The organism is Nocardioides sp. LMS-CY (genome assembly GCF_018732145.1).
GTDB lineage: Bacteria > Actinomycetota > Actinomycetes > Propionibacteriales > Nocardioidaceae > Nocardioides > Nocardioides soli.
The window spans coordinates 3,983,682-3,995,559 of the sequence record NZ_CP076104.1; the positions used below are offsets into that span (position 1 = coordinate 3,983,682).

The 11,878-nt window shown below is 66.6% G+C and carries 9 protein-coding genes; 4 read left to right on the forward strand and 5 right to left on the reverse strand.

What is annotated here, in order from left to right; genetic code table 11:
* Positions 1 to 8 precede the first annotated feature (8 nt).
* Positions 9 to 467: a TetR/AcrR family transcriptional regulator gene (locus KM427_RS18925; RefSeq protein WP_252274666.1), complete on the reverse strand. Its 459-nt coding sequence runs from the start codon at positions 465 to 467 to the stop codon at positions 9 to 11.
* A 204-nt stretch (positions 468 to 671) separates the two neighbouring features.
* On the opposite strand from KM427_RS18925, the gene KM427_RS18930 reads away from it, so the two are divergent.
* Positions 672 to 908 carry a hypothetical protein gene (locus tag KM427_RS18930; RefSeq protein ID WP_215524930.1) on the forward strand — a complete coding sequence of 79 codons (237 nt, stop codon included), beginning with the start codon at positions 672 to 674 and terminating at the stop codon, positions 906 to 908.
* A 25-nt stretch (positions 909 to 933) separates the two neighbouring features.
* Positions 934 to 2,184 (forward strand): amidohydrolase, encoded by a 1,251-nt coding sequence (locus KM427_RS18935; protein WP_215524931.1) that lies wholly within the window; start codon positions 934 to 936, stop codon positions 2,182 to 2,184.
* Between the two features lie 382 nt (positions 2,185 to 2,566).
* Here the strand turns inward: KM427_RS18935 and KM427_RS18940 are convergent, their stop codons facing one another.
* From KM427_RS18940 to KM427_RS18955, 4 genes are all read right to left on the reverse strand, one after another.
* The gene (locus KM427_RS18940; RefSeq protein ID WP_183593273.1) at positions 2,567 to 4,168 is read right to left on the reverse strand and encodes a DHA2 family efflux MFS transporter permease subunit; all 1,602 of its coding nucleotides are present in this window, start codon (positions 4,166 to 4,168) and stop codon (positions 2,567 to 2,569) included.
* Positions 4,169 to 4,910: 742 nt separating this feature from the next.
* Positions 4,911 to 5,270, reverse strand: a complete 360-nt coding sequence (locus KM427_RS18945) for a HepT-like ribonuclease domain-containing protein (protein WP_215524932.1) — start codon at positions 5,268 to 5,270, stop codon at positions 4,911 to 4,913.
* Complete coding sequence (locus KM427_RS18950) at positions 5,270 to 5,743, reverse strand: nucleotidyltransferase domain-containing protein (RefSeq protein ID WP_215524933.1); 474 nt, start codon at positions 5,741 to 5,743, stop codon at positions 5,270 to 5,272. Before KM427_RS18950 ends, KM427_RS18945 begins: the two co-directional genes overlap by 1 nt.
* A 150-nt stretch (positions 5,744 to 5,893) precedes the next feature.
* Positions 5,894 to 7,633, reverse strand: coding sequence for a DUF5677 domain-containing protein (locus KM427_RS18955; RefSeq protein ID WP_215524934.1), 1,740 nt, complete (start codon positions 7,631 to 7,633; stop codon positions 5,894 to 5,896).
* A gap of 501 nt (positions 7,634 to 8,134) precedes the next feature.
* On the opposite strand from KM427_RS18955, the gene KM427_RS18960 reads away from it, so the two are divergent.
* Together KM427_RS18960 and KM427_RS25580 are read left to right on the forward strand one after the other, a co-directional pair.
* The gene (locus KM427_RS18960) at positions 8,135 to 10,339 is read left to right on the forward strand and encodes a tellurite resistance TerB family protein (RefSeq protein ID WP_215524935.1); all 2,205 of its coding nucleotides are present in this window, start codon (positions 8,135 to 8,137) and stop codon (positions 10,337 to 10,339) included.
* A gap of 77 nt (positions 10,340 to 10,416) precedes the next feature.
* The gene (locus KM427_RS25580; protein ID WP_252275428.1) at positions 10,417 to 11,775 is read left to right on the forward strand and encodes an ATP-binding protein; all 1,359 of its coding nucleotides are present in this window, start codon (positions 10,417 to 10,419) and stop codon (positions 11,773 to 11,775) included.
* The last annotated feature ends 103 nt before the right edge of the window (positions 11,776 to 11,878 follow it).

Below are 11,878 nucleotides of genomic sequence, written 5' to 3' on the forward strand. Positions count from 1 at the left end.
ATCGAGTCTCAGCCGGGAGTGGCGAGGATGGTCCAGATCATCTCGAGCGACCGGTCCATCCAGTCGTCGTCGACCTGGCCGCGACGGACCAGCTCGCCGAGGTAGGCACCGAGGAGCAGGCTGACGACGCCCTCGGCGTCGACGTCGGACCGAAGGAGGCCCGCGGCCGAGTCGGCGCGGATCCGAGCGACAAGGGCTTCGTCGTAGGGGCGCAGCGCGCCACGGAAGACCTCGGTGAACTCCGGATCCGAGTCGCCGAGGATGGCGGCCAGCCCGCCGGGGCCCAGCACGTCGGTCATCTGGCGCCATGCGTTCCCCAAGGCGAAGTGGAGCTTCTCTCGCACCGTCCCGTCCGGCAGCTCGTCCGGACTGCCGATCGCGTGTGCGAGGGCCGACCTCAGCAGCTCCGCGCGGTTGGCGTGGCGACGGTAGATCGTCGTCTTGGCGACTCCCGCGACCTCAGCCACGGCCTCGACGGTGACCGCCGACGGCCCGCCGCTGCGCAGCAACGACAGGACCGCCGACTCCAGGCGCTGGTCAACCCCTTCCTGGCGCGGTCGTCCACGACGTACCGCCGGTCGATCGGGTGACGAAGACGACATGGGAGCCCCGTGAAATACGAAACGCTTCGCGTAGCGTTATAGAGAGAAGAACGAAAGGAGATTACCCCCATGTCCGACCTCGGCTACCTCATCTGGATCGTCGCCACCGCGCTGATGATCATCACGGTGCTCACCCTCGGGACTCTCGCGTCCGCCGGCATGCTCGGGCGCGACCCGCGTTCCGACCGCAGGACGCAGGACCCGACCGACACCCCGACGCACGCCGTCACGTGGACCGAGCCCGACTCGCCCGCCCGCGAGGCCGCGCCTCGGAGGGATAAGCCAGAACGTCAGCACGCGGCCTGAGTCGCCGCGGAGCATGATGGAACGCATGACCGACGACTCCGTGACCGCGGTTCTCGATGGCCTGAGCGCCGTACGAGGCTGGCAGGAGGATCTCTATCGCGACCTGCACGCGCACCCCGAACTGTCCCATGAGGAACAGCGGACCGCTGACCGGGTCGCCGACCTGTTGCGGACCGCGGAGTACGAGGTCTCCGAACGGATCGGCGGCACCGGTGTCGTCGGCATCCTCCGCAACGGTGAGGGTCCGGTCGTGCTGGTGCGCGCCGACATGGACGCCCTCCCCGTGCGCGAGCAGACGGGACTGCCGTACGCGAGCACGCAGGTGCGGGACGACGGGACGCCGATCATGCACGCCTGCGGTCACGACGTGCACGTCAGCTGCCTCGCCGGTGCGGCTGCCCTGATGAGTGCTGCTCGCGACCGGTGGTCGGGCACGCTCGTCGCCCTCGTCCAGCCGGCTGAGGAGACCGCCGATGGAGCCCGCGCGATGGTCGAGGACGACCTCGTCTCACGCGTCGGCCCGGTCGACGTCGCGTTCGCCCAGCATGTACTCCCCTTCCCTGCCGGCACCCTCGGCACCCGGCCGGGTCCGGCGCTGTCGGCCGCAGACAGCATGCGGATCACGGTCCACGGACGTGGCGCCCACGGATCCATGCCCCAGGCCGCCGTCGACCCCGTCGTCCTCGCCGCGATGATCGTCGTCCGGCTCCAGGGCGTGGTAGTCCGCGAGGTCGCCCCCACCGAGACCGCCGTCCTGACGGTCGGCAGCATCCAGGCCGGCACCAAGAGCAACGTCATCCCCGACCGGGCCGTACTGCAGCTCAACGTCCGGACCTACAACGAGGGCACCCGGGCCGCCGTGCTGGGCGCGATCAAGCGGATCGTGCGCGCCGAGTGCGCCGCGTCCGGGTCACCGCGAGACCCGGAGTTCGAGCTGTTCGACCGATACCCGCTGACCGACAACGACGCCGACGTGACCCGTCGGGTCGCCGATGCCTTCGCGGGCTTCTTCGGCGACCGTGCCCGCGACCTGCCGGCACAGAGTGCGAGCGAGGACTTCAGCGACATCCCCGCCGCATTCGGTGCGCCCTACGCCTACTGGTTCTTCGGCGGCAGCGACCCCGACACCTACCGGGCCGCCGAGGAGTCCGGTCGCGTCGGCCAGGACATCCCGGTCAACCACTCGGCCGCCTTCGCGCCGGTCCTCCAACCCACCCTGGACACCGGGACGCAGGCACTCGTGGTCGCCGCCATGGCGTGGCTCGGCAACCGATGACCTGACGCTCACGGACGTCGGACGAGCCACCCAGCGGGGTCGCGCCGGGGTGCAAGCGCGGCATCGACCGCAAGGGCCGAAGCAACCAAGCAGGCCCTGACCTGCGCCCCGCCGCTCAGTGGCCACCTTCTTGCAGCCGGGGGCAGGATCTGAACCCGCGACCTCCGGATGCCGTCGCGCTCATCGCGACTACGACGGTCTCGGGCGGGGAGGCCAACCGTCGACGGCCATGCTCCGATCCGATCTCCCGGCACGCAGATCACTCACGACAGCCGGCCTGGCCTGCGTGGGCACGAACGGAGCTTCCGTCGTCGGGGACCTACCGACCACGTGAGCGACGCGGCGGTCACGGTGCACCCGATCGGTGAGGCCACCGGATCAGTCAGTCGACGGTTGCCGGGGGCACGCCCTCGTCGTCGAGAAGGTGGGCCTCCTCGTGCTTCCGCGGGAGCATCAGGGCCGGGATGAGGGTCAGCACGACGAGCACCCACGCGACCCAATAGGTCTCCGCGAACGCGGCGGCCGCGTCGACGAGGCCCCGCGCCACGGCGGCCGGGTCGAGGTTCAGAGTGGCGAACTGCTCAGGGTTCGTGTTGGAGAGGATCGCCGCCTGGGTCTCGGTGAGGCCGTCGGGCAGGCCGGGGATGTTCTCGGTGCCGGGGATGACCGGGGAGTCGTTGAGGTGACTGGTGAGAAGCACCGACATCAGCGCCACCCCGCAGGAGGAGGAGACCTGCTGGGTGATGTTGAGCAGCGTCGAGCCGCGCGCGACCTCGTGGTTGGACAAGGTCTTCAGGGCGGACGTGAACAGCGGCATCATCGAACCGCCCATGCCCAGCCCCATGACGAACAGCATGGCGATCAGCGCGGGGTACGGCGTGGTGGCGGTGACCTGGGTGAGGCCGAACATGCCGATGATGATCCCGATCAGCCCGAAGGGAACGATCCGCCCGACCGGCATCTTGTCGACCAGCCGGCCGGCGATCGGCATCGTCACCATGGCGCCGATGCCCTGGGGCGCGACCAGCAGCCCGGCCTGCAGCGTGGACTCCCCGCGGATCTGCTGGAAGTAGGTCGGCACCAGCAGCAGCCCACCGAAGAAGGCCGCGGCGAACATGAACATGGTGATGATCGAGACGGTGAGGTTCCGATTCTTGAACAGCCGCAGGTCGAGCAGCGGGTGCTCGGGACGGAAGGAGTGCCAGACGAAGGCGAGCATCAGCAGGACGCCGACGAGCATGGACACCCACACCCGGGGCGCGCCGAAGTCACCGCCTTCGGCGGGAAGCGATGAGACCCCGAAGAGGAAGAGCGCCAGGCCGGGCGACATGAGCGCCATGCCGAGGAAGTCGAAGGACTCCGACGGCTCCGGGCTGTCCTTCTCCAGGACGAACCAGGCGTAGATCAGCGCCGCGATGCCCAGGGGCAGGTTGATCAGGAAGATCCAGTGCCAGCTGGCGACCTCGATCAGCCAGCCGCCGAGGATCGGGCCGAGGATGGGACCGAGCAGCATCGGCACGCCCAGGATCGCCATCAGGCGCCCCATCCGATGAGGTCCGGCGGCGCGGGTCATGATCGTCATGCCCAGCGGCATCAACATCCCACCTCCGAGCCCCTGCAGCACCCGGAACCCGATCAGCACGTTGATGTCCCAGGCGGTCGCGCAGAGTGCGGAGCCCGCGGTGAACAGGAAGATGGCGGTCATGTAGAGCCGCTTGGTCCCGAACCGGTCGGCGGCCCACCCCGTCAGCGGAATGACGGTGGCCAGCGCCAGGGTGTAGGCGGTGACGGTCCACGCGACGTGCGAGTACGACACCGGGTTGTCGGGAGTGCCGAACTCCTCCTGGAACGTCGGCAGCGCAACGTTGACCACGGTGATGTCCAGGATCGACATGATCGCGCCGAGCACGACCACGCCCGCGATCTTGAGGACCGCACCGTCGATGTGGTCGGGGTACTCCGTGGTCGGTCCGGGTGCGGACATCTCACCTCCTCGACCGGAGGCGCCGTGTCCCACGGTCCCAACGAGACTACGCCGTCGAACGAAGCCCAGCACCTGCACGGGAGTGCGGCGTCGGGATCTGCGTACGAGAGCGGGCTTCGGTGCTGCTCAGGACGTCGCAGCCGCGTGCCGCGGATAGAAACTTCACAGGTCCGATGCTGTCTTCAGCTGTCGGACTCACCGCCGCCTGACTGATGCCCAGAGCAGTCGCGATCTCTCGCTGCCCCTGGCTGGCGCCCGGCTTCCGTCGTACCCGACCCGAGTGTCGCGCCACCCCGGATCGGGAGCAGCCTCGTCAGGTGCCTGAGTCGCCTTCCGTCGGGAGACGACGACATGTCGGTCCGTCGCAGGGTCGGGTGCCTGACGACGGTCCATGACACGGCCTGAGGAACACGACCCGAACGCCGGAGATGGAAAGGCTCAAATGACAAGGTGGCCCGTGGCCTGCGTTTCCGCAGGCCACGGGCCACTTTCCAGTAGCGGGGGCAGGATTTGAACCTGCGACCTCTGGGAGACCGGCGTCCGCCTTCACCCGACCGCCTGCGGTTGCCACGGCTTGCCACTAGTACCGGCTGACCTGCACAAACACCACGTGCACGGCTTCACCGTTTGACGGCCGTTGACTCAGGTTGCCGCTAAATCCGCCCACTTTCCGCCCACCTTCGAGTCCCGGTCACGCGGTTGCAGCGACGAGACTCTAGTCCGGCCCGCGGCATGCTGGACCTCAGCCGGCGGCGTCGAGCACACCTTCTGCCTCGCCGAAAAGACCCTCCAGCGAGACCTTCCACTCCGGCAGATCTCTCGAGAGCGTCAGCCAGGTCAGCTCGCGGTTGATCTCGTCGTACTGGTGGATGATGAAGTTGCGGTTCGCTACGGCGAGCGCCCACTCGACACCGTCCGGCGCAAGGACCTTCAGTCTAGACAACCGGTTGGCCGCTTCACCCAGCTTCATCATGAGCGAGTCCCCGGCCTCTTGGAGGAGGTCGTCGGCGACGTACGCCTCCTTGCCACGTCGCACGATCTCATCGACCCGCATCATCCAGCCCCGGATGTGAAGCAGTTCCTTGGCCGCCTTGCGCTCCATCAGAGCAACACCGCGTCACGACGGATGTCGTCGTCCAGCCTTTGCTTCAAGCCGCCGTAATCGACCAGATCGATCTGCCGACCGAGTACCCGCTCGAGCAACCGCTTGAACCGGATGAACTCGAACGACGACGTCCCCTCCGGCGCCTCGACCAACAGATCGATGTCGGAGTCACCCGTCGCCTCACCGCGCGCAACCGAGCCGAAGACCGCAAGCCTCCCATACCCAGCGTTCTCGGCAAGGCGGCGAAGAACAGGCCCAGCAGCCTCGACAACAATGCCGGGATGGACGCTCGACAGGTCCGATGCTGTCTTCAGCTGCTGACTCACCGCCGCCTGACTGATGCCCAGAGCAGTCGCGATCTCCCGCTGGCTCATCCCTGTCGCGACCGCCGCTCTCAGCGCGAGCATGCGACGAAGCCGCGCGACATCCTCATCGTGCCGCGCGCCGAGGTAGTCGACCAAGAGGGTCATAAGGCCACCTTATCATCCACCGAAGCGCTACCGCCCTGGACGGATTGGCCCGCTCCACCAACGTCGCGCCGCCGCGAGCCGGATCTACGGATCTGCCGATGAGCGGGCACACGACTCCCCCTGCCCACGGTCAGAAAGTCGGGTGCGAGATCAGGCTGTCTCCTCATTCTCCGACTCCTCAAGCCAGGAGAAGGCAGAGGAGACCGCTCGCTCATCGGTGCCGAGGATGCGGAAGGCTGTGCGCACGAGTGAGTAGAACTGGTTCACCCACGCGGTCGCGAGCTGGACGTTGCCACCCAGGCTGAGCGAAAGGCTCGGGATGAGGTGCAGGCCGTGAAGGACGTTAAGGCAACGTTCCATCGCGTGGGTCTCGATAGACCACCACTCGGAGTGCGCCACACCGCTGGCCTGTGAGTAGGCCTGTCGGTAGAAGTCTAGGAGACCTGTCTCGTCGGCCATGCTGCGGATGGACTTGCCCCGCGCGAATGTGTCTCGGGTGTCGACGATCCTGTAATCGATGATGTCGTGGTTGTGGCTGAGTCGTTCTAACTCATCAATGGCTTCCTGATATCCAGGCGTGCGCGCTTCTGCCGGCACCTCATCCGCGATGCGGGCGTAGAGCTTCGCCTTGCCCGCGCCGTACTCCTGGAACTCGCGGTAAATGGCTGGATCCTGCTGCGCCATCCAGTGCAGGTAGATCTTCGTTTCCACCAGCATTCGCACGATGTGGGCGCCGTGCTCCATGCACCACAGATCGGGTGCTGTCAGCACGGCAATGAGATCTCGCCCCGCCCGCGACACCAGGCCTGAAACGACCTCCTGTCGCTCCTTGTCGTGCAACCGCGCGGGCGCCGTCTCCAAGGCTTCGACGAAGCTGGACAACAGGTCCATGGTGAGTCCTCGTAGGTGCGCACCATCGGGCGGAACGAGGGTTGCGTTGGCGCCGACGTCTTCCACCACCGCGGGTGGGCCGTCCAGCGCGTCCGGCTTCGAGTCGGGGTCGGGGCGTGCTTGCGGCGGTGCAGTAGCCCCGGCCCCTTGGGACTCGGCCACCGGTACGTGAGTGTCGTTCAACGACGAGCCATCACTTGCTGGCGTGCGAGTGGTCTCGCTATCTGTTTCCCTCTTGCGAACGCACTGCGACGTCATCGAGTTGGCTCCCCAGAACACTCGCGCCCACTTGATCGCTTCGTCGAAGTAGCTCGGATCTTCGACCGTCAGCATCCCCTTGTGTGCTCCCCATTGCGAGCGAATGACCGTGTCCGCCTGAGACCTGGACTCTTCTTCGTCGGGATAGGCCTTCAGGAGGTCGATGGTCTGCTGGTCTGATGAGAATGTGCCGGCCTGAACCGTGCTCCAGGTGTGGAAGCACTTCATCAGTGCCTCGCGGTGGCCGTCGCTGACCGATTCGAGAAGTGCCCGGCGCACGAGATCGATGTCGGCCTGATCGGGCACGTGCACCTCGACATTCGCAGTCAGCCACGGGACCGGCATGTACGGGTAGGAGGTAAGCACGCTGCGCACGCCGGCAGAGAGCAGCCCGTGTTCATCTGCTTGCTCCGACACCACCGCTGCTGCGCTCGGAATCTTGATGGCGAGGCGCGCGAGGTTGGTCAGGCGACCGTCAAGCGACTCAGCGACTAACGCGGTCTCATCGTGCCCGGACAGTGCGTCCTGAACTGCCTTCTGCCATGAGACAAAGCTGCGGATTGCGTCGTTGCCTTGCTCGGCGAGCACGAGGGCCGGCCACAGCATGTCGGGGAGGTCGTCCTTGAACCAGTCTCCGATAACAAGGACTCCGGTCGCCGCGAGTGGCGGCGTGAAGACCCGACGCCGGTGAACATGTCCCTCCATGGGCCCGTCGTGCTGGTTCGGCTGCGGCATCTGCATGAACGCAACCTAGGAGAGGGCACCGACAATGGCGTCGGCTCTCAACTTGACGCTGCGCTCAGTCGCGGTCCCGGCCCGACCGCAAGGTTCTGCTGCGGCGAGACGGTTTCGGACTCCACACCGCAGGACTCGGATGGAACCGGTCTTTCCGAACGACGACCGCCGATCGCCGTCAGTGGCGTCCGCCAGAGTGGTGTACGGATCGATGTTGGTGTCGACCGTTCACGCCTCCCGGGCTTGGAAACGCGGTCGAACGTCGGTGGACGGGACTAGGCTCCGCTGAGCCGCGTGGTCACGGGGGACCTCGTCGCAGGAGCGTTGGAGGATTTCGTGGGCCTGTTTGATCGATTCCGTAAGGACCAAGGCAGCGGCAGGCACGCTGCGGCTCCACCTGCGCAGACGGCGCCACGAGTGACTCCTTCGGAGAACCTGCTCTTCGGTGAGGCCGCAACGCCTGCGCGTCAGCCAGCGGCTGCGAGACCTTCGACGACGATCGTGAATGTGAAGCCTCCGGCGCCGGCCCGTGCTGGTGTGCATCAGGTGGAGCGGAATGTGCAATGGTACGGCCCGGGCACGGCTGCGAACGTCGCAGGGGTGACGCTTCCAGGCGGCATGTTCTACGTCGGTAGAGGGATGAAGGCAGCGTCGGGGTACAAGGTAGAGCCTGCGCTCATCGACCCGACTCTGAAGGCGGACACCCGGAACCCGGACTACCAGGGCAGGACGATGGGCTACTGGCCGTCGTACAACGAGATTCCGCCTCGTGCGCGCGGCGGGTACCTGTCCTGGCTCGCGAACGGGCGGTCCAATCGGGCTGCGTACATCGGGTACGTGTTCCTGTTCTTCTACGGGCTTGAGCGGCGAGCGCTCGTCGACATTGCCAGGGACAAGTCGTTGCGGTGGGAACTCCCGAACCTGCGTGCCGAGGTGAGTCGGCTGCTCGGGTTGTACGGCGACAACGGGTCGTTCCAGAGCTACGCGACCCGGTTCCTTGATGTGCTGGACTTTCAGCTCGCGGAGACCGCGACGGGTGCGACTCCACCGCCTTTGGACCGCACCTACCGGTGGGAGCCGCCGGTGTCGCTGTTGGTTGAGCTGGGTTCGCTCGCCGCGGACGGCAAGCCCGTCCCGGCGGATTGGGCGCTCGCGTGGGCCTGGTATCACCCGGACATCCATCTGCGTACGCCTGCGCACAGGTGCACGAACGAGTTCGTGACGTTGTTTCGTGCCCGGTACACGGAGGCCTACGGGGACGGTCTGGTGCCGCGGGTGATGAAGGCGCCGGTGAGGTTGTCGTATCACGCTGCGTCCGGCGGGCTCAGCAGTGTTGAGCTGACGATGGACGGTGTGCCGAACGTCTTCAACCAGGCGGTCGCTGTTCGCAAGCTCAGTGCGCTGATGGACTCGGTGACGACGGACCTCGACGCGTACAGCCGGTTCATCGGCCGCAATCCAGAAGGTGCGTCAACGTTGGCTGCGGCGGCGCTGCTGCCGGCGGAGTTGAGCGGTGCGCCAAATGCGGCGCTCACGCAGTTACATGACTGGGCGGCCGGTCACGCTGACTCCGGTGCCGCGACCACGGGTGCGGACCTGTTCACTGTGTTCGAGTCGAAGTCTCCCGAGCGGCTTTCGAAGCCTGAGACGGTGACGCTCGCACAGCTGCTGGAGCGGCTCGGTCTTGGTGTTGAGCCCGATGTGCGTCTCGGTGGTGCACCCATTACCCCGTCCACACCGGTGGTGGTGTTCCGAAGTGGTCCGCAGCCGCCGTCGACTGCGACTCTGTCGTACACGGCTGCAACCACGTTGCTGCACCTGGCAACCGCGGTGTCGGCTGCCGATGGATACGTGAGCCCCGAGGAGCAAGCTCACCTGGTCTCGCATCTGCAGTCGGCGCTGGAACTGTCGCCCGGTGAGCGAACCCGGCTCGAGGCGCATCTGCGGTGGCTGACCGCGAACGGGGTGAAGCTGACCGGTCTGACGAAGCGCGTCAGCGTCCTCGACCAAGGCCAACGCAGCGCCATCGGCGACCTCCTTGTCGCCGTCGCAGCAGCAGACGGTGTTATCTCCCCCGAGGAGGTCAGCACGCTCACGAAGATCTACAAGCTCATCGAGCTCAACCCCGCCGAAGTCCACAGCCGTCTTCATGCTCATCTCACCGGTGCCGCCCGGCCCGCACCCGCAACTGGGCCAGTGACGGTGCGTGCAGGAGGTGAACCGGATGCGGGGTACCCCATCACGGAGCCACCTGCCGAGAGTGCCGGCAAGCACCGCGGCGACGAGGAACCCGGAGGTGTCGGACTCGACTTGGCGTCGATCGAGGCGAAGTTCGCGGAAACCGCGGCCGTTTCGGCGTTGCTGGCCGACATCTTCAATGGCGACTCGACCGACGCCGACCAGGACCCGACGGGCCCCCCTTCCGACGCACCCTCGGACGGGACCAGTGACCCCGCCGCAGACGTGCCGGTGGTGCGGCTGGTCGCAGACTTGGACGCTCCGCACTCCGCGTTCGTGCTCGCTCTCGTTGAACGTGAGACGTGGAGTCGTGTGGAGCTCGAGGAGCTCGCCGCCCTGTGGCAGCTCATGCCGGACGGTGCGATCGACCGCATCAACGAAGCCGCACTGGATGCCGCCGACGAAACGCTCCTCGACGAGGACGACGACACGTACACCATCAACGCCTACGCGCGAGAGGAACTGCTCCCGTGACCACGAGCCAGTCTGCACCCGAACGTATCCGTCCCCGAGACCGTGACGCGCTGCTGAACTCGTTGCGTGCCGGGGTCGTGCCCCGCAACGGTCAGCAGTACATTCAAGTTGGGCGGGTCCACGAACTCAACGCGCTCCTTGCCGACATCGACCGCATCGCCGACTGCGGGTCCGCGGCCCGGTTCGTCATCGGCGAGTACGGGTCCGGCAAGACGTTCTTCCTCAACCTCGTCCGGTCCGTCGCACTTCAGCGCAAGCTAGCCACCGTCCACGCAGACCTGTCCCCGGACCGTCGACTTCACGCAACCGGAGGACAGGCACGAAGCCTGTACTCCGAGCTGATGCGGAACATGTCGACCCGCGCGAAGCCAGACGGCGGCGCCATGGGCTCGGTCGTTGAGCGGTTCGTGACGACCGCCCTGACCGAGGCGAACGAGCGAGGCGTGACCCCCGACTCGGTCATCCGGGCCAGGCTCGCCGCCTTGACCGAGCTGACTGGCGGCTACGACTTCGCTGAGGTCATCTCGAAGTACTGGCAGGGCCACGACTCCGGTGATGAACAGCTGAAGTCGAATGCGGTGCGGTGGTTGCGCGGCGAGTACGTCACCCGAACCGATGCCCGCGCAGCACTGGGCGTGCGAACCGTCATCGACGACGCCAACTTCTACGACCAGCTCAAGCTGCTCGCCCGATTCGTCCGGTTGGCCGGCTTCTCCGGGCTGCTCGTGTGCCTCGACGAGATGGTCAACCTGTACAAACTGACGAACAGTCAGGCCCGCACTTCGAACTACGAGCAGATCCTCCGCATCCTGAACGACTCCCTCCAGGGCACCGCTGAAGGTCTCGGCTTCATCTTCGGAGGTACACCTGACTTCCTCACCGACAGTCGCCGCGGCCTCTACTCCTACACGGCCCTGCAGTCTCGGCTCGCGGAAAACACGTTCGCAACCGGCGGGCGCGTTGACCTCTCCGGGCCAGTCATCCGACTCGCGGCCCTGACCCCCGAGGACCTGTACGTCCTGCTCAGCAAGCTCGTCCACGTCCAGGCCTCCGGTGACCCGGACGCGTACCTGCTGCCCGATATGGCACTCGAGTCGTTCATGTCGCACTGCTCCTCGAAGGTCGGTGAGGCGTACTTCCGCACCCCGCGCAACACCATCCGCACGTTCCTCGACCTGCTTGCCGTGCTCGAGCAGACCCCGGGGCTCGAGTGGACCGAGGTCATCGCAACCGTCGAGGTCCGCCGCGAGACCAACCCCGACCTCGAACCGCTTCCCGACGAGTCCGAATCTTCCGAGGTCGACACTGCCTCGAACGGCAGCGACCCTGCGATGGCGGGTGTGCACGTCTCGTTCGCCGGAGCCGTCGACCCGACACCACCGACGAGTTCGGGTAGTGCCGACGAGGACGACGACCTGCAGAGCTTCAAGCTCTGACGCTCGACACGGTCATGACGACACGGGACGGGTGGCTTCGCGTTGAGTGACCCGTCCGAGGCATACGACCGGTTGCACCGTGGCGTGCAGCGGTGGGTGTGGG

What these genes read in the sequence shown, in the direction of transcription:
- KM427_RS18930 (WP_215524930.1), top strand. Translation starts at nt 672, where the DNA reads ATGTCCGACCTCGGCTACCTCATCTGGATCGTCGCCACCGCGCTGATG.
- KM427_RS18945 (WP_215524932.1), bottom strand. Translation starts at nt 5,270, where the DNA reads ATGGAGCGCAAGGCGGCCAAGGAACTGCTTCACATCCGGGGCTGGATG.
- KM427_RS18935 (WP_215524931.1), top strand. Translation starts at nt 934, where the DNA reads ATGACCGACGACTCCGTGACCGCGGTTCTCGATGGCCTGAGCGCCGTA.
- KM427_RS18940 (WP_183593273.1), bottom strand. Translation starts at nt 4,168, where the DNA reads ATGTCCGCACCCGGACCGACCACGGAGTACCCCGACCACATCGACGGT.
- KM427_RS18950 (WP_215524933.1), bottom strand. Translation starts at nt 5,743, where the DNA reads ATGACCCTCTTGGTCGACTACCTCGGCGCGCGGCACGATGAGGATGTC.
- KM427_RS18955 (WP_215524934.1), bottom strand. Translation starts at nt 7,633, where the DNA reads ATGCAGATGCCGCAGCCGAACCAGCACGACGGGCCCATGGAGGGACAT.